Below are 17679 nucleotides of genomic sequence, written 5' to 3'. Positions count from 1 at the left end.
CCCATGAAACGTCCCATTGCCTTGCTGGCCATGGCTATCGGTGCCGTGATCGCCCTGCCGACTCTGGCCGCCGAGCAGCCGCCGGTATTCGACCTCAGCCCGCAGCGGGCGCCTATCGATGCGCCGCGCAATCCGGCGGCCATCGCCCAGATCCCCCAGGGCTTCAAGTTCGTCGAACCCGGCACGTTCACCGTGGCCATCGCCGGTGCCTCGGGGCCGCCCTTGGCGCTGTTGGCCAGCGACGACAAGACCACCATCGGCAGCGAGGCCGACACCGCTCGGCTGATCGCCGACAGCCTGGGCCTGCAGCTCAAGGTGGTGCAGACCAGCTGGGAAGACTGGCCGCTGGGCGTCAGTTCGGGCAAGTACGACGCCGTGCTGAGTAACGTCACGGTGACCGAATCACGCAAAAAACGCTTTGATTTCGCCACCTATCGCCAGGACGTGCTGGGCTTCTACGTCAAGGACAACAACCCTGTGACGTCCATCAAAGAGGCCAAGGACATTGCCGGGCTGAAGGTGATCGTGGGCTCCGGCACCAACCAGGAAAAAGTCCTGCTGGCCTGGAACGAGGCCAACGAAAAAGCCGGGGTCGAGCCCGCCACCCTGGTGTACTACGACGATCAGGCGGCCGCGACCCTGGCCCTGCAGTCCGGGCGCGCGGATGTGTTCTTTGCGCCCAACTCGCTGCTGGCTTATATCGCCGCCACCCGTGGCGGCATCAAACGGGTCGGGCAGTTGAACGGTGGCTGGCCGCTGCAAGCCGACATCGCGGTGACCCTGCGCAAAGGCAACGGCCTGGTCACGCCGATCCATACTGCCCTGGAAGGCGCAATCGCCGGTGGCCAGTACGCCGCCGTGCTGGAGCGCTGGGGCCTGGATGCCGAGCGCATCGATCATTCGCAGATCAACCCGCCGGGTTTGCCGGACTGAGGAGGAGCTCGATCATGACTATCAACCTGACCCGCCGCGAAGCCCTCGCCAGCGTCAACGCGGTGGGCGGCGAACACGCCGCCAAAGCCGCACTCGCGGCCTTGGGCCTGGGGCCGTCGACCCATTTGCAGCACCTCAAGCTCGATCATCTCCAGCAGGCCGGGCAGGGCGCCCGCGTGCTGATCCTCGGCGCCGGGATCGCCGGGCTGGTCGCGGCGTTCGAGCTCAAACGTGCGGGCTTCGAAGTGCGCATCCTCGAAGCCCGCCAGCGTGTGGGTGGACGTAACTGGACGCTGCGCAACGGCGACCGGGTCGACTATCTGGACGGCCGCAGCCAGACCGCCCAGTTTGCCCCGGGCCTGTATTTCAATGCCGGGCCGGCGCGTTTGCCAGGCCAGCACCGGACCATCCTCGACTACTGCAGCGAGCTGGGCGTGCCCCTCGAAGTACTGGTCAATACCAGCCACAGCGCGCAGCTGCGCCCCGAACTGGACCACCCGGCGTTCAGCGTGCGCCGCGCGCTGAACGACACCCGCGGGCACCTGGCCGGCCTGCTGGCCAGTGCCATCAAGCGCGATGCACTGGACGAGGAGCTGTCGGCCGAGGAGCGCGTGCGCCTGCTGAATTTTCTCCAGGGCTACGGTGATTTGTCCGAAGAGCTGGTGTACGAGGGCAGCTTGCGTGCGGGCCACGGTGTCGCGGCGCCGGCCCCCGGTTCATTGCCCGGCTTCACGGCCCCATTGGCGTTGGATCGGCTGCTGCATCCGGAGCTGTGGGGCGCCCTGTTGCACACCGAGTACCCGGAGTTTTCCGCGACCATGTTGCAGCCGGTGGGCGGCATGGACCGTATCGCGACAGCGTTCGAGCAGCGGCTGCGCGATCAACTGCAATTCGGCGCAGTGGTGCGTCAAGTGCGCCAAAGTACCGAGGGCGTCACGGTGACGTATACCGACAGCGCCAGCGGTGAAGCGCATCAGGAGCAGGCCGACTATTTGATTTCGACCATTCCTCTGCCCTTGCTGGCGCGCCTGGACACGGACTTCAGCGAGCCCTTCAAGGCCGCGTTGCACAGCACCCGCAATGGCGCGGCGACCAAGGTGGCCTGGCAGGCGCCACGCTTCTGGGAGCAGGACTATCGCATCTATGGCGGGTTGTCCTGGGTCGAGCACCCGGCGCGCATTCTGTGGTACCCCAGCAACGAGCTGAACAGCCCCGAAGGGCTGCTGGTGGCGGGCTATGTGACCGGCGACGGCGCCGATACCTTCGGCCGGCGGCCGTTGAGCGAACAATATGCGACCTCGGCCGAGGCGGTAGAACTGCTGCATCCAGGCCACGCCGCCAGCCTGCAGCATCCGTTGGCGGTGTCCTGGGAGCAGGTGCCTTTCAGCGAAGGGCCGTGGTTGTTGCGCGAGCAATTCCCGGCCCACGCCCATGCCTTGCTGGAGCAACCCCAAGGCCGGGTTTACCTGGCCACCGATGGCCACGGCCAGAGCGGCGTCGGGATCTGGCAGGAATCAGCTGCCAACTCTGCGCGACGCGTGGTCGGGCAACTGGCCGAGCACGTCATTCGTCAGCGCCAGACGGCGTTGGCATCCTGAATATTTTCCAATAGAGAGAGACCGAACATGACCCAGACCCTCGTGCGCACCGGAGCCAGCACCGCGCCTATTTCCCAGACCGTCAGCGTGCCGGCCAGTGCGCAGCTGGTATTCCTCAGCGGCGCCTTGCCCGACGTCGCCGACCCACAGGCCCCTCAAGGCACGGCCGCCGCCTACGGCGACACACGCACGCAGACGGAGTCGGTGATTCGCAAGCTCCAGCAGGTGCTGCAAGCCCAAGGCCTTGATCTGGGCGATATCGTCCAGTTGCGGGTGTTTCTGGTGGGCGTGCCCGAGCTGGACGGCCGCCTGGACTTCGCCGGCCTGCAAGCCGGCTACACGCCGTTTTTCGGCACCGCCGAGCAACCCAACAAACCCGCCCGCACCGCCATCCAGGTCGCGGGCCTGCCGTTGCCTGGGGCGTTGGTCGAGATTGACGGGATCGCGGTGCGCCAGGGCTGACGCCGAGCGGATACGCACCTGGCCGATGACGGTTACTTGCGATGGGTCTTGAGCAGCCGCTGGGCCATCTGCAGGTGTTTTTTCATCATCGGCAGGTTGGCCTCGGCAAACGCCTTGAGCTCGGGGACGGTAGCGTTTTGTGCTTCGTCCTCGAACAGTTTGACCGCGCCCTCGTGGGCCTTGACCTGCGCCGTGGCATAGCTGGTGTCGAAGCTCTGGCCCTTGGCGGGTAGGGTCTGCAGCTTGGCGGCCTGGGCCTGCACGGTCGCGTCGTCCGGCAAGCTGATATTCAGCTGTGCGGTCAGCGCGGCCAGTTGCTGGGCGAGGGTCGTATGGTTGTCGATCAGGCGCCGCGCCAGATTGCGCGTGTCGTCGAAACTGGCTTTGCTCAACGCTACCTGACTCGCCTGTATTTCTGCGGCGTTGGCCACGGCAAGCTGGTCGACGAAGGTGTCGGCGCTGGCGATGCAGGCAGCCCCCAAGGTGCCCAGGCCGAGCAGGCAAGACAGGGCCAGACGGGTAGTAGCCAGTCGGGTAATAACCAGCCGAGTCATAAAAAGTGCGGACATGAAATTCCCTCTGAAGAATCGCGCAGTGTAGGCAAAACCTCGCAGGTCAGGGCCGGCTGAGGAAAATTTAATTCCCTGCCCGGACTGTGCGGCATCCGCAAGCACAGGCGCCCGCAAGGCGCGGTGCATTAACAGCACAATCATACAATCCTCAACGCCGCCTCTGCGGCCAGTATGCCCTGTCTCTTTCATCATCCCCGTTGCTGGGGATCATCATGAACTTGCTGGGTCATCCACCATGATCAACCTACCGCTCAAACGTCTGGCCGTTGCGCTGGCGTTCTCTTCCCTGTGCAGCATTGGCGCGTCGGCCGCTACCGCGCCCGTTGCCGTCGCCCCGCAGTACGACACCAGCCACGTCTATGTCGCCCCGGCGGATGTCGACGCCTTCGTGAAAAGTTTCCTGGCCACGTTTGGTGGCAAGAGCACCGCCCAGGTGGTGGTCAACGTGCTGCCAGTGCCGAGCAGTACCACCTCGCAGCTGCTGCAGACCCCAGTCGGCACCGTGTCGTTGTTCGGCTTCACTACGCCGGTTCCGTACCCCTTCGGCAGCGAGCGCAACGGCTACCTGGTCAAGGATCTGGACGTCGCCATCGCGGCGGCCAAGGCCAATGGCGCGGATGTGATCGTGCATGATTTCCCGGATCCGATCGGTCGTGATGCAGTAGTGCAATGGCCGGGCGGTATCAACCTGCAACTGTACTGGCACACCAAGGTGCCGAATTACGCCGCCTTCGAGCACATCCCGGAAAACCGTATCTATGTCTCCCCTGAGCGCGGCGATGCGTTTGTCAAAGCCTTCCTGGGCTTTTCCCATGGCAAGGTCGTGAGCGACGACCGCCACGCTGCCGGTGAGCAGATCGGCCAGCCAGGCAAGACGTTCCGTCGCGTTGCGCTGGCTTCCGAGTTCGGCAAGATGACCGTGCTGATCACCGACGGCCACCTGCCATTTCCCTACGGCCATGACACCACCGGTTATGAAGTGGCCGACCTGACCGCCACGCTGGCCAAGGCCCAGGCAAGTGGTGCCAAGGTGCTGGTCGGCGCTGCGCAACAGGCAGACCGCAGCGCGGCGATGGTCGAGTTCCCGGGCGGTTATGTGGCCGAGATCCACCAGCTTGCTGCCAAGAAATCCTGAGCGGGAGAACGCTTATGCACCGGCGCCTGACACGCAGCAACCCGACGTCCCGCCAGCAGGTGCGCGCCTGGGCGTGGGCCTTGGCTGCATTGGGGCCATTGGGCCTGTCTCACAGCTACGCGGCCGACTCGGCGGCCACCGTCGAGCGGCCGACCCTGAAGACCAATCGCTGGCAAGAGGACTGGTCGGTCTTGCAGGACCCTGCGCTGCGCACCGCCCCGCTGGACAACCTCAAGTACATTGCGCTTTCCAGCGACGACGCCCAGCGCTATCTGTCGCTGGGCGCCATCGTGCGCGAGCGTTACGAAATCAACGACGCGCCGGCCATCGGCACCCGCGGCGCGCGCGACAGTTGGTTGATCCAGCGTTTGCAGATTCATGCCGATCTGCACTTCGATGAGCACTGGCGGTTGTTTACCCAGCTCGAGGATGCCCGGGCATTTGGCAAGGACAGCCTCGGCGGCGCCGACCAGAACCACTTGGACCTGCGCCTGGCGTTCGCCGAATACGTGACGTCGCTCGGGCAGAATACCTTCAAGGCGCGGGTCGGCCGGCAGGATTTCGCCTTCGACCTGCAACGCTTCATCTCCAGCCGCGACGGGCCGAACGTGCGCCAGTCGTTCGATGCCTTGTGGGCCGACTGGGAAACCGCGCAATGGCGCTTGATCGGTATTGCCAGCCATCCGGTACAGTATCAGGACCTGCGCCATTTCGATGACAAGTCCAACTCGGACGTGGCCTTTCACATGCTTCGCGTGGAGCGCCTGGTGGGCGGCAAGAACGAGTTGTCGGCCTACTACGGCCTCTATGAAGAAAAAGACGCCAGCTACGTTGACGCCCAGGGCGACGAGCACCGCAATATTTTCGACACGCGCCTGGGCGGCAGTGCCCTGGGCTACGACTGGGACGTGGAAGGCATGCTGCAACGCGGCGCCGTCGGGGCCAAGGACATTCGTGCCTGGGCTGCCGGCAGCCGCCTCGGTTATACCTGGGCCGACACCGCCTGGAGCCCGCGCATCGGCCTGCAACTGGACGCCGCTTCCGGTGACCGTCGCCGCGGCGATGGCACCCTGGGCACCTTCAATCCGCTGTTCCCCAATGGCTACTACTTTTCGCTGTCAGGCTACACCGGCTACAGCAACCTCTATCACGTCAAACCGACCCTCACCGTCAAGCCACTCACCGGCCTGTCGGTGATGGCCGGTGTGGGCCTGCTATGGCGCCAGACCACCGAAGATGCCGTCTACACCCAGCCCAATTTGCCGGTGGCCGGGACTGCAGGGCAGGGTGGTCGGTGGACGGGCTACTACGACCAACTGCGGGTCGACTATGCCTTTACCCGCAACCTTTCCGGGGCCGTCGAAGCGGTGCACTACAACGCCGGCGAGGCGCTGCGCGATGCCGGCGCCCATAACAGCAACTACCTGGGGGTGGAAACCAAGTTCATGTGGTGATGGTGCCCACCGCCATTGATGGAGTTTTATTAATAAATTCCCCGGAACACCGTCAGTCGACTGGCACTCAGAGTGCTGAACTTATTCATTCAAGGATGCCGCAATGCCTACCGCTGCCGATTTCATGGTCAATACGCTCAAGCAAGCCGGAGTAAAACGGGTGTACGGGGTGGTTGGCGACTCGCTCAACGGCTTTACCGACAGCATGCGGCGCCTCGGTGGGCTGGACTGGGTGCACATGCGCAACGAGGAGGCGGGTGCCTTCGCAGCGGGTGGCGAAGCCCACCTCACCGGGGAGCTGGCGGTGTGCGCCGGCAGTTGCGGGCCGGGCAATCTGCACTTGATCAATGGCCTGTTCGATTGCCACCGCAGTGGTGTGCCGGTCCTGGCCATCGCCGCACATATTCCCAGCACCGAGATCGGTATCGACTACTTTCAGGCGACCCACCCCGAGTCGCTGTTCAAGGACTGCAGCCACTACGTCGAGCTGGTGTCCAATGCCGAGCAATTGCCGCAGATCCTCGAGCGCGCCATGCGCGTGGCCATCAGTCGCCGCGGTGTAGCGGTGGTGGTGATCCCTGGCGATATCGCCCTGGCGCCCCTGGACGCAACCGTTAGCCAGTGGCTGGCGCCCAAACCGCCCGTGGTAGTGCCGGCGCCGGCGCAACTGGACGAACTGGCCGAGTTCCTCAACACCGGTAAACGCATCACCTTGTTCTGCGGCGCTGGTTGCGCGGGCGCCCATGCTGAAGTCGTCGCCTTGGCCAAGCACCTCAAGGCGCCGATCGTGCACGCGTTACGCGGCAAGGAACATCTGGAGTACGACAACCCGTTCGATGTCGGCATGACCGGCCTGATCGGTTTCGCCTCGGGCTTCAAGGCCATGAAGGCGTGCGACACGCTGCTGATTCTGGGCAGCAACTTTCCCTATCGCCAGTTCTTCCCGGAGCATGGCCGCATCGCCCAGATCGACTTGCAGCCTGAGGCCTTGGGCAACCGCTGCCCACTGACCTTGGGCCTGATCGGTGACATCAAGCACAGCCTCGAGCAATTGTTGCCGCGCCTGCACGAGCACACCGACAGCAGCCATCTCGACAAGGCGCTGGCCGACTATGCCAGCGCCCGCAAGGACCTTGACGCCCTGGCCGAAAGCGGCCCCGACAGTTCGATCATCCATCCCCAGTACCTCAGCCGCCTGGTCAGCGAACTGGCGGCCGAGGACGCCGTGTTTACCTGCGACGTCGGTACCCCCACGGCCTGGGCCGCGCGGTATCTGAAGATGAACGGCAAGCGCCGCCTGATCGGCTCGTTCAACCATGGCTCGATGGCCAACGCCATGCTCCAGGCCATTGGCGCCCAGGCCAGTTTTCCGGGGCGTCAGGTGGTATCGATGTCCGGCGACGGCGGCTTCAGCATGATGATGGGCGACTTCCTGACCCTCAGTCAGGCCAACCTGCCGGTCAAGGTGATCGTGCTCAACAACGGCACCCTGGGCTTCGTCGAGATGGAAATGAAAGCCAGTGGCTTTGTCGATGTGGGCTGCGACCTGAAGAACCCCAATTTCGCCCACATGGCCGAGGGTATGGGCATCAAGGGTATTCGGGTCGAGCGCCCGCAGGACCTGAAAGCGGCGCTTGCCGCTGCGTTCGCCCATGAGGGACCGGTGCTGGTCGACGTGGTCAGCGAGCGTCAGGAGCTGATCATGCCGCCCGAGATCACTGCGGCCAACGTCAAGGGTTTCGGCCTGTTCATGCTCCGCGCCGTGCTGGATGGTCGGGCCAAGGAGCTGGTGAGCCTGGCGAAGAACAACCTGTTTCGCTAGGGCCTGACATAAGGCGTTGCCTGTGCTGGCCCACACTCCTGGAATCTCCCGCCAGGGGCAGTCAGCACAGGGCGCCATAAGCGGGCAGGCGGCCGTAACCCTCCCCATGGCGCATAACTCTTGTGCCATTGGGGGGCTTAATCGCATCGGGCAGGTCACCTACAGTAAAGGCACACCAAAAATAGCCCCGAGGTCATGACCGTGAACGCATCCCTGCAAGCCATTGCCATCGACAGCCCGCAGTATGAGGCCGAAGCCGAATACTTCGAGTACAGCAAGGCGGCTAATCCCATCGCCGCGAAAATCATCTCCAGAATCCCCTACAAGACTTTTCCGGGAGCGCTGTGCGCGACGGGCGAGTCCCGGGTGATTCCTTTGGATCTGAGCCAGGAGCTGGGCTGCGAAGGGCCCGCCACCGGCCCCGGTCTGACTGCCAATTTCATCCGCCTCAATGCTGGGGATCGCCTGGCACTGCAGCCGAACGCGACCTCGCAGGTGCTCTACGTCATTGAAGGTGCCGGATCCCTAGCTTACGGAGACTCGTCGTTCGAGTGGAGCAAAGGCTGCTTTATGGCCTTGCCAGGGCTGCTGTCCACGCAACTGAGCGCCACCGCCGATGCGCGGTTCTACTATGTGCATGACGAGCCGCTGTTGCGCTATCTGGGCGTCGAACGGACCCAGGACCGCTTTCAGCCGACGCTGTATCCCGCCGCAGTAGCCAATGCCAAGCTGCGCGAGGCGGCCGAGGACCCGCGCGCCAGTGACCGCAGCCGCGTCAGCATTCTGCTGGGCAACCGCAACTTCCCCCAGACCCGCACCGTGACCCATGTGCTATGGGCAATGTACGGGATCGTTCCCGCAGGCGCCGTGCAGAAGGCCCATCGGCACCAGTCGATTGCATTGGACTTCATCATCGATTGCCCGGTCGGCTGTTACACCTTGGTCGGCGCCCAGGTCGATGAACACGGCAAGATCCAGAATCCGACTCGGATCGACTGGGAGCCGGGCCTGGCCTTCGTGACGCCACCGGGCTACTGGCACGCACACTTCAACGAGTCGACGGAAGAAGCCTTCCTCATCCCGATCCAGGATGCCGGGCTGCAGACTTATCTGCGCTCGCTGGACATTCGGTTTACTTGAAGCGACTGCTATACCTGAGGCGTCAAAGTGTCCAGTACGGTGGCGAGCCGATGCGCGCCACCATGAAGTCGATGAAACTGCGTACCTTCGACGACACGATCCGCTTGGGCGGGTAGATGAACCACAGCGCGGCCGGCTCACTCGGCGGCGCGCACTGCCAATCGGCGAGCACGCGGACGAGGGCGCCAGCGCGTAACGCCGGGCCCGCCAGCCAGGTCGGTAACAGTGCGACGCCTGCGCCGATACTGGCGGCAACGAGCCTCGCTTCGATATCGTTGATTACCACACCCGGTGCGTAGTGCTCGGTGAGGGATACCTGCGGCCCCGTCCAGAGCAGTGACAAGGATTCAGCCTTGCCGGCGATGAATCGGTGGCTGCGCAGCTGTTCGGGGTGATCGACGCTGCCCGCGCCCAGGAGGTATTCGGGAGAGGCACATAACACCCACTGCACGTCGGCAATCTTGCGCGCCTTGAGGGTCGAGTCCGCCAGGCTGCCGATCCTGACGGCCAGGTCGACGCCGGCATCGATCAGGTTGACCTGATGTTCCTGGCAGCTGATCTGCAGTTGCACCTCGGGGCACTGGGCGCGGAAATCCTCCAGCGCCGGCACGATATGGTGGCGGGTAAAGGCCGGCGGCGCGTTGAGCTGCAGCACGCCACGAGGCTGGTGGTTGAGCGAGGCAGCAGCAAATCGGGCTTCATCGAGCGCTTCCAGCACCTTGGCCGCATGAAGCAGAAATGTCTCGCCGCCCTCGGTCAATTTCAGCGCGCGGGTAGAGCGGTTGAACAGTGCAATGCCCAGATCCGCTTCGAGGTCCTTGACGTAGCGCGAGACGGTAGAGGCTTTCATCCCCAGCCGGTCGGCCGCACGCGAAAAATTGTTCAATCGGGCCGCTTCGACGAAGGCCGTGAGTACCGCGAAGTAATCCATGCCGGTTTCCTTGCACCAGGCGGCGCCTCGCTCGGAGGCGGGAGTGCCACTATCGCATGGCTCGGGGTGGCGCTGAATTTTTTCAAGCGCATCGCGCTGTCGGTGCGTCGCGCGGCTTTGGCGCAGGGGCGATAGGTGTGGCGGGGGGGGGTGTGGCGAGGCCGTGTAGCCAAGCCACTGATCGGCCCGAGCAAAAGCAGGCAAAATGCTGGCCCCCAAGCCGTTCGCATAGGCACAAAATCCCCGTACTTTCAGGAGGTTGAGGCAGGGATCAAATGCGAAGTGTCATGATCACATTAGCGGGTTTTGCACTGACGGGCGCCAGCCTGTGTGCGCAGGCACGGGATATTCGCCCTGATGATCGCTTCATGTGCAGTTGGGGCGCGGGCACGGCAGCCAAGGCTCAGGAGCTGAAACTGTCCGGGGTGTCGCGTTATGCCGCGGCGCAGAAAATCCAGACCCTTTCCTTCAGCAAGAGCTGGATGCGCAGCATGGCCCTGGGCATCACCGAGCAGACGTTCGACAGCACCTCGCGGGCCAAACCGGTGGTGGTGCACGACACCTTCTATGACGGCTGCATCCACTATCGAGTTGCCCGCAAGGAGCCGGTCAAGCCTGCGCCACGTCAATCCACTGGGCATTCACCAACTCGGCCATACGTTGCGGGGGCACACGTACCGCAGCATTGACAGCGCCTCCAGCGGGAAGCACCTCGTCAAAAGCCTGCAGGGATACGTCACAGTACACCGCAACGGTTTCGGGCAAGCCGAACGGGCAGACGCCGCCGACCGGGTGGCTGGTGTGCGCGAGGACCTCGCTGGTGTCGAGCATCTTGGCCTTGACGCCGAAGTGCGCCTTGTACTTTTTGTTGTCCAGGCGCGCGTCGCCACGGGTGACGATGAGGATGATCTGATCGTTGACCCGCAACGACAGCGACTTGGCGATCTGCCCCGGCTCGACGTCGTGCGCGGCGGCGGCCAGGGCCACTGTCGCGGTGCTTTCCGGCAGTTCGATCACGCGAAGGTCCGGGGCATTTGCCGCGAGGAAGGATTTGACGGTTGCCAGGCTCATTGCATCTCCATGTGTAGGTAGCCAAAAACGCTGGATACCATAGCATGGCGATTTGCCTGCGGGTGCAGTTGGATCCTGATGCGGGCGGCTTCAGGCGAAAGAAGCCACCTCATCCAGGTGGTTCAACAGGTCCAACGGATCGTCGTATACCCGCAACGCACCGGCGCGCTCAAGCTCGCTGACATCGTAGCCCCCCGACAGCAGGCCGATCCCCGTGGCCTTGGCGCGACGCGCCGCGAGCATGTCCCAGATCGCATCGCCCACCACCAGGCATTCCTCGATGCCTACGCCCATCTTGTCGGCACCGGCCATGAACAGGCTGGGATCGGGCTTGCCTTGCTTGACGTCATCACGGGTGACCAAGGTGATGTCCTGGCTTTTCAAGCCGAGCGCCTTGAGGTTGATCTCGGCGGTCGCCATCTCGCCGCTGGTGGCGATGCACCACTTGAGGTTTTCCTGAGTGAGCGTGCGCAGCAGATCCGTCGCGCCGGGAAGGGCGATGATCTGACTCTGCAGGCGTTCATAGGCTTCACTGTGCCGTTTACTGAGCCGCTGCGCCTGATCGTCGGTCAGCGTCAGCCCCGTCTCGCGGGAGAGATTCTTGAGCATCAGGCCACCGCTCATGCCGATCTTGCGGTGGATGCGCCACATGGCCAGCGGGATGTTCTCGGCATCGAGGGCTTCTTTCCAGGCGGCGACGTTTTGGTAGACGCTGTCAGTCAGGGTGCCGTCGAGATCAAAGATGAAGGACGTTTTTTCACGCATAAGAGCAATCCATTTTCGGGAGCAGGTATTGATCTAGAGAGAGGGGTGGGAGGGTTGGTTCCGGCGGTAAGCTGGAAGGTAAAGCACTTGCCCGCATGCCTGATGGAGGGCGCACACCTGGACGCTATCAGGCCTGCGTTAGCCATGTTGGATATCCAACTGAAAGGTTGGCGCCGGCGCATCGCTCATACACATATTTGACATGGCTTTCACCGAGGCCCCATCCCGTTGTTTCTATCTTCCAGCCGCCGTGGACGACTCCTCCGAGTCCTGATCACGGGCTCGGCATGGCCGGCTGCGCGCCATCGACTCCCTAGGCGGCAGCAGGGCTGCTTGAGCGAATATGTAAGTAAACGTTTATTTTTCAACTGTTTAGTTGCAGTTAACTTTGGCCAGATTAGTCTGTTGCCCGCAGGCACCGTTGCCTCCATCCACCCCCCATAAAAGCCAGGGATTGCCATGTTTGTTGACCGTTTCACGACCCTCGATCCTGTCCATTCGCAACGCAGGGCCGCACGATGCCAAGCATGAAACAACGCTGGGTAGTGCCACTCCTGCTCCTCGCGTTCGCAGCGTTCTATCTGACCCCATTGGCATTCCATGGCCTGTGGATACCTGATGAAACCCGCTATGCGCAAATCAGTCAGGAAATGCTCTTGAGTGGGCACTGGGCGACGCCCCACTTCATGGGGTTGCGGTATTTCGAGAAACCTGCAGCTGGTTATTGGATGATTGCCGTCGGCCAAGCCATCTTTGGCCAGAACCTGTTCGGGGTGCGTATCGCCTCCGCACTGAGCATGGGGCTCAGCGTATGGCTCGCCTACGCGGTGGCAGGCCGCTTGTGGAACGATTGGCGCACCAGTTTTACCTGTGCAGTGGTGTTCATGAGCCTGGCGCTGATAGCGGCAGGCTCCGGTTACGCCAATCTCGATCCGCAGTTCACATTGTGGATGAACCTCGCCGGGGTAGCGCTGTGGTTCGCCTTCGTCAGCCGCAGCTCTAGGGCGCGGCTTGCCGCCTGGTGCGTGCTGGGCGTCGCCTGCGCCATGGGGTTCATGACCAAGGGATTTCTGGCCTTGTTGTTGCCGGTGCTGGTCGCGTTGCCGTACATGATCTGGCAGCGGCGCTTTCTGGAGCTGGTGCGTTTTGGTTGCGTTGCGGTGGTGGTCGCGGTTTTGATTGCATTGCCCTGGGCCTTGACTGTCCACGCGCAGGAAGCGGACTTCTGGCGGTACTTCTTCTGGGACGAGCATATCCGCCGCTTTGCCGGTGACGATGCCCAACACGCCGAGGGCTGGTGGTACTACCTGCCTTTGCTGTTGGTCAGCAGCCTGCCGTGGATCGCGCTGCTGCCAGGTGTCTTCAGAGAGGGCTTCAAGGCCCGCGGCGACCGGGCAACGTTATTCTTGTGGATGTGGTTCCTGCTGCCGCTGGTGTTCTTCAGTATCGCCAAGGGCAAGCTGCCGGCCTACATCATGCCGTGCATGCTGCCGTTGGGTTTGTTGCTAGGCCATCGATTGGCAGGTGCAATCCGTGAGGGCCGGACGCCAGGGCTGCGCGCCAATGCCGTGCTTAACGTAGCGCTGGGCGCTATCGGCCTGGCAGTGATCACCTTCTTGCAATTCACCAAGCCGATCTACATCGATGAGCCAGGCCACCTGGCGTTGCTGGTGATCGCTATTGTCGCCTGGGTCTTGTTGAATGGGCTGGCGGTGTGGCGGCCCCTGCGCTGCTGGGGCGCACCGGCGCTGGCGATGGGCGCGGTGTTGGCGTTAGTGCCTGCCGCATTGCCCGTCAGCGTGGTGGTCAACAAGACGCCTGATGTCTTCATCGCGCAGCACATGTCCGAGCTTCAAGGGGTCCATAGCCTGCTGAGCAACGAACTGGGCACCGCCTCGGCACTGGCATGGCACACACGTAATCCCGGCATCACGCTGTACAACACCGGCGGCGAGACCAAGTACGGCCTGCGTTATCCCGACGCGCAAGGGCGGGCGGTAACCGTTGAGGGTGTCGAACAGTGGTTGATCAACGCCCGCCGGGCAGGGAGCGTAGGGGTAGCGATGCGTATCAAGGGCGTCGACGAGCAGAAGGAGCTGGATCTGCTGCCCACCGATGGCAGACGCTATCAGAAGGGTTCGGTGGTGATCGTCATCTACGACCAGCAGCCCTGAGCATTCAGCCAGCAAAGACACGAAAAAGCCCGGCCTCGTGGGCCGGGCGCTGATGCCACCGACAGATCAATAACGCTGGTAGCGCGAACCGAACTCCGCACGTGTTTCGGCCACATAGATCGGCGTCTGGCTGTTGGCATGTTGCTGAGCGATAACGCGTTCGCTACCGTCGTCCGCCACTCGTTGTTTGAGATCGCGTACCGTTTGGGTACCGTCCTGGACCACGGCGATCTGTGCGTGGCTAGTGACGTTCTGTGGTGTGGCGAAGGCATGGGTGGTCGCGAGTGCGGTAAGGGTCAGGCCAAGGGCGAGTATCGTTTTCATGATTGAGCTCCAGAGAGTGGGTAAGTGCATGGGGCTCACTTTACGGGCGTTGGCTGACTAGCAAAAACCACTCGGGGACATAGTGGATATTGATGCGGATGATCGGTTTGACAGACGGCTAGTGACACCTATAAATGCATCGAATATAGTGCAAATATGCATTTATATTGGATTATGCACTGTATAGGATTCATTCTGTCATGGGCGACCTAGGTGTTCTTATCAAAAATCTGCGTAAACAGGCCGGCCTTTCACAGAGCGACCTGGCGCATCGGCATGGCATGAGCCGCGCGACCATTTCCGGTATAGAGAACGACACCATACCGGAGGTGGGAATTCGCAAGGTGGAGGCGATCCTCGCGGGCCTGGGCTACGAACTGACTGCTACGCCCACGCGGCGACGCAAGACACTCGATGAGCTGAAATCCGGAAACGTCCATGAATAGGCAAACCGACCGGCTCTATATTGGTGCTGCCGGCGTGGCTGCCGGCACGCTGGGGCGCAGCGGGGAAAACCACCACGATTCGGTTTTCTCATATCATTCTGCAGTTGCCGAAGAAAACGCCGTGTCACTGACGATGCCGGTACGCCTGGAGAGCTACAAATGGGAGTACGGTATTCATCCGCTGTTCGAAATGCACATTCCCGAAGGGCACCTCAAGAACGAACTCGTGCGGCGTTTCAGCAAGACGGTGCGCGGCTTTGACGACTTCGCGTTACTGGGCATCGTGGGTCCGCACCAACTGGGCCGCCTCAGCATCGCCCACGACCTCAGGGATGAGCCGCTGCCCGGCATCAAGCTTTCCGAGCTGCTGGTCTATGACGGTGCCAAAGATCTTTTCGACGACCTGATGCAAACCTACGCGGCATATTCCGGGGTGTCGGGTGTACAGCCCAAGGTGCTGGTACGCGATATCGACTCTGCCGGACCCGACATCGAGCGGCTGACCCACCGGGGCGCCACGCACCTGTTGAAGACCTTCAACGACCTGGACTTCCCACAACTGGCAGCCAACGAATTCTTTTGCATGCGGGCGGCACTGCACAGCGGGCTGCAAGTGCCTGAGTTTCGGTTGAGTCAGCAAGGCAAGTTTCTGGTGGTCAAGCGCTTCGATATCGGTCATAGCGACTATCTTGGCTTCGAAGACCTGTGCGTGCTGTCAGGGTGGGGCACGGCGAAGAAATACGACGGCAGCTACCAGGGCTGCGCAAAACTGATCAAGTCCTTCGTTAGCCCCGCACGCGTGACCAAGGCGCTGGAAGACTTTTTCATGATGGTGGCGTTGAGTGCAGGCATCCAGAACGGCGATGGGCACCTGAAGAACTTCGGCCTGTTATATGAGAACTGCAGCGAGGATGCCGACGTCTGGCTCGCCCCGGTCTACGACCTGGTGACCACCACGGTGTACAAGAGCAACGATATCATGGGGCTGTTGCTGGGCGGATCGAAGGCTTGGCCCAAGCGCAAGATGCTGGTGCAGTTCGCACGCAGTGCATGCGGTTTGACAGAGGCACGCTGCGGTGAATTGCTGCGCAGAATCCAGTCAGGCATGAGCCGCGCGATGGCCGAGATGGAGGGTTATCGGCGCGACCATCCCGAGTTCGACGCCGTGGGGCAAAGGATGGCGGCGGCATGGGCTGCGGGGTTGAACCGCAGTATTGCAGTTGAGTGACGTGCATCACCACCCAGCGGCCCATTGAAAACGAGACCGATGCGATCACTGATCACCCAGAAAATGCAGCACCGTGGCGCTGAACAACGCAGGGTCCTGCAAGAACGCGAGGTGACGGGTAGCCGGTAGCACCAGCAGACCGACCTTCGGGGCCCGATGCCGAGTGGACCCATCGACGGACGTGGCCCGAGGGACGGCGGCCGTGCAGTGCTGTTGCGCTGCCGACCGCGCTGCGACTTAGCGACCTTTGTTGAGCTTGATCACATCACCCGATACCGTGGTGGTGTAACCGTTCAGGACCCAGGCCCAGAACCATTTTTCCTGTACTTGCGTATTGATCAGCGCATCGCCGCCTTTGGCCGCGATCGCAGCATTCTGTGCGCGCACAAAGCGGGTGTTCTGGCGGATCGGGATCACGCCTAACAACATCAGGCCGGTGGCGCTGGCCTGGCTGTGACCCAGCACGGTGTACTGGCTGCTGTCATAGTGCGTGGAGGTCATCGGAGTGCCGGTGCACCCGGCCAGAGCCAGACCGAAAATGCCTGCGGCTACAACTTTGCTGAGGTACTTCAATTTACAACTCCATAGCGAAAATGCCGGGATCCAATTCCCGGGGCGCGACACTCTACCTGCCGAATCAAACGATTGAAAGCGCTGGCCGCTGCGTAAAGCCTAACCTGGCATGCGGGGTCATTGACCGCTAGAGTGTCCGGTCTGGCAACAGCCAGTCCTGCATCCGGGATTGATCGCTCACGCCACAGAGACCTACTACATGCCGCACCGTTGACGTGCGACGCGGACGCTTCAACGGTCTTGGCGATATAGCCCTTAACGATGTGAAACAGGTTGTTTGAACAATGAATCGCGCGCTGTTTATTGCTCTGGATGGGCCCAAAGGGACCGGTAAAACCACGCTGCTCGAAGCCGTCACGAAACGCCTGAGAGCGGCCAACAGAAAGGTCATCCGGTTGTGCGAGAAAAAAAGCGATCCCTACCGGGGCGAAACGATGGCCTTGGTGAACCAGTTCGTCAGGCATCCCACACGGCAGCTGGAATGGGCGGTGTGCGAGCGTTTTGCCGATAGCCGTGCCTGGATCTCCCGGCACGTGCTGCCACAACAGCCAGCGGACAGCATTATCCTGATCGATCGCTGGTATCCGTCTGATGCTGCGTTTCGCCGGTTAGTCCCGTTTGCAGAGATCCTGCGGTTGAACATCGAACGCAACGTGCAGGTGCCCGACCTGCATGTCGGGGTCGTTACCGCTCCTGATATTTCGTGGGCGAGGGCAGCGGCACGCTCGCGTGGGCTTGGCAGTACCGTTATCCAGCGGCTGGATGAGCAAACCGCTTGTACCCAGGCGTTCGAGCGAGCGGTTGCGGATAATGGCTGGGTGTCATGCCGCAATGAAGGAACGATCGAGGCGGCGACGGAGCAGGTGGTTTGCGAGATTTACAAGGTACAGGACGAGGTCCGCTGCGCGGTTGAGAAACCCGTATAGACCGACGGCAGCGGTTTGCAGATCATCGTGGCCGTTCGCAAAAAAATCACACCAAAGCATTGACGCCAAACTAATGGCTATTTAACATCTCACCCATGATGTCGCAGTGCCATGCAAGGACGCTC

At 62.2% G+C, this 17679-nt stretch carries 17 protein-coding genes and 1 pseudogene; 12 read left to right on the top strand and 6 right to left on the bottom strand.

The features are described 5' to 3' along the window. Window positions 1–3: 3 nt before the first annotated feature. The 3 genes from REH34_RS00090 to REH34_RS00080 are packed head-to-tail and all read left to right on the top strand — an operon-like array spanning window position 4 to window position 2993. Window positions 4–933, top strand: a complete 930-nt coding sequence (locus REH34_RS00090) for a transporter substrate-binding domain-containing protein (RefSeq protein WP_409373212.1) — start codon at window positions 4–6, stop codon at window positions 931–933. Window positions 934–953: 20 nt separating this feature from the next. Then, entirely contained in the window at window positions 954–2531 is a 1578-nt protein-coding gene (locus tag REH34_RS00085) for an FAD-dependent oxidoreductase (RefSeq protein ID WP_311972193.1), read from the top strand. A gap of 27 nt (window positions 2532–2558) precedes the next feature. Beyond that, complete coding sequence (locus tag REH34_RS00080) at window positions 2559–2993, top strand: RidA family protein (protein ID WP_226502741.1); 435 nt, start codon at window positions 2559–2561, stop codon at window positions 2991–2993. Window positions 2994–3025: 32 nt separating this feature from the next. On the opposite strand, the gene REH34_RS00075 is transcribed toward REH34_RS00080, so the two are convergent. Next, the gene (locus REH34_RS00075; protein ID WP_311970295.1) at window positions 3026–3562 is read right to left on the bottom strand and encodes a DUF4142 domain-containing protein; all 537 of its coding nucleotides are present in this window, start codon (window positions 3560–3562) and stop codon (window positions 3026–3028) included. A gap of 238 nt (window positions 3563–3800) precedes the next feature. Between REH34_RS00075 and REH34_RS00070 the strand changes: the two genes are divergently transcribed. The 4 genes from REH34_RS00070 (at window position 3801) to REH34_RS00055 (ending at window position 9116) form a co-directional block, all read left to right on the top strand. After that, window positions 3801–4700, top strand: a complete 900-nt coding sequence (locus tag REH34_RS00070) for a glyoxalase (RefSeq protein WP_226502739.1) — start codon at window positions 3801–3803, stop codon at window positions 4698–4700. A 14-nt stretch (window positions 4701–4714) separates the two neighbouring features. Next, window positions 4715–6154, top strand: a complete 1440-nt coding sequence (locus REH34_RS00065) for an alginate export family protein (protein WP_311970294.1) — start codon at window positions 4715–4717, stop codon at window positions 6152–6154. Window positions 6155–6257: 103 nt separating this feature from the next. After that, window positions 6258–7976, top strand: coding sequence for a ubiquinone-dependent pyruvate dehydrogenase (gene poxB, locus REH34_RS00060; RefSeq protein ID WP_311970293.1), 1719 nt, complete (start codon window positions 6258–6260; stop codon window positions 7974–7976). A gap of 201 nt (window positions 7977–8177) precedes the next feature. After that, on the top strand, window positions 8178–9116 hold the full coding sequence (locus tag REH34_RS00055) for a cupin (RefSeq protein ID WP_311970292.1): 939 nt from the start codon (window positions 8178–8180) through the stop codon (window positions 9114–9116). Between the two features lie 22 nt (window positions 9117–9138). Here the strand turns inward: REH34_RS00055 and REH34_RS00050 are convergent, their stop codons facing one another. After that, window positions 9139–10047, bottom strand: a complete 909-nt coding sequence (locus REH34_RS00050; protein ID WP_226502735.1) for a LysR family transcriptional regulator — start codon at window positions 10045–10047, stop codon at window positions 9139–9141. 275 nt (window positions 10048–10322) lie between these two features. Between REH34_RS00050 and REH34_RS00045 the strand changes: the two are divergent. Next, window positions 10323–10649, top strand: a pseudogene (locus REH34_RS00045) (hypothetical protein); the annotation flags it as partial. Between the two features lie 7 nt (window positions 10650–10656). On the opposite strand, the gene REH34_RS00040 reads toward REH34_RS00045, so the two are convergent. Then, window positions 10657–11118: a YbaK/EbsC family protein gene (locus REH34_RS00040; protein ID WP_311970291.1), complete on the bottom strand. Its 462-nt coding sequence runs from the start codon at window positions 11116–11118 to the stop codon at window positions 10657–10659. 90 nt (window positions 11119–11208) lie between these two features. After that, window positions 11209–11883 (bottom strand): HAD family hydrolase, encoded by a 675-nt coding sequence (locus REH34_RS00035; protein WP_311970290.1) that lies wholly within the window; start codon window positions 11881–11883, stop codon window positions 11209–11211. A gap of 527 nt (window positions 11884–12410) precedes the next feature. On the opposite strand from REH34_RS00035, the gene arnT reads away from it, so the two are divergent. Continuing rightward, entirely contained in the window at window positions 12411–14057 is a 1647-nt protein-coding gene (arnT, locus tag REH34_RS00030; protein WP_311970289.1) for a lipid IV(A) 4-amino-4-deoxy-L-arabinosyltransferase, read from the top strand. A 66-nt stretch (window positions 14058–14123) separates the two neighbouring features. Here the strand turns inward: arnT and REH34_RS00025 are convergent, their stop codons facing one another. Further along, window positions 14124–14381, bottom strand: a complete 258-nt coding sequence (locus REH34_RS00025; protein ID WP_226502731.1) for a hypothetical protein — start codon at window positions 14379–14381, stop codon at window positions 14124–14126. A 200-nt stretch (window positions 14382–14581) separates the two neighbouring features. On the opposite strand from REH34_RS00025, the gene REH34_RS00020 reads away from it, so the two are divergent. Both REH34_RS00020 and REH34_RS00015 read left to right on the top strand, forming a co-directional pair. Continuing rightward, on the top strand, window positions 14582–14827 hold the full coding sequence (locus REH34_RS00020) for a helix-turn-helix transcriptional regulator (RefSeq protein WP_311970288.1): 246 nt from the start codon (window positions 14582–14584) through the stop codon (window positions 14825–14827). Next, the gene (locus REH34_RS00015) at window positions 14820–16055 is read left to right on the top strand and encodes a type II toxin-antitoxin system HipA family toxin (RefSeq protein ID WP_226502729.1); all 1236 of its coding nucleotides are present in this window, start codon (window positions 14820–14822) and stop codon (window positions 16053–16055) included. Before REH34_RS00020 ends, REH34_RS00015 begins: the two co-directional genes overlap by 8 nt. A 237-nt stretch (window positions 16056–16292) precedes the next feature. Here the strand turns inward: REH34_RS00015 and REH34_RS00010 are convergent, their stop codons facing one another. Continuing rightward, on the bottom strand, window positions 16293–16628 hold the full coding sequence (locus REH34_RS00010; protein ID WP_311970287.1) for a hypothetical protein: 336 nt from the start codon (window positions 16626–16628) through the stop codon (window positions 16293–16295). A 284-nt stretch (window positions 16629–16912) separates the two neighbouring features. Here REH34_RS00010 and REH34_RS00005 point away from each other — a divergent pair, with 284 nt between their 5' ends. Then, the gene (locus tag REH34_RS00005; RefSeq protein ID WP_311970286.1) at window positions 16913–17554 is read left to right on the top strand and encodes a dTMP kinase; all 642 of its coding nucleotides are present in this window, start codon (window positions 16913–16915) and stop codon (window positions 17552–17554) included. Window positions 17555–17679: the final 125 nt, after the last annotated feature.

The organism is Pseudomonas baltica, assembly GCF_031880315.1.
GTDB lineage: Bacteria > Pseudomonadota > Gammaproteobacteria > Pseudomonadales > Pseudomonadaceae > Aquipseudomonas.
This window is presented reverse-complemented; position numbering and strand designations above follow the sequence as displayed.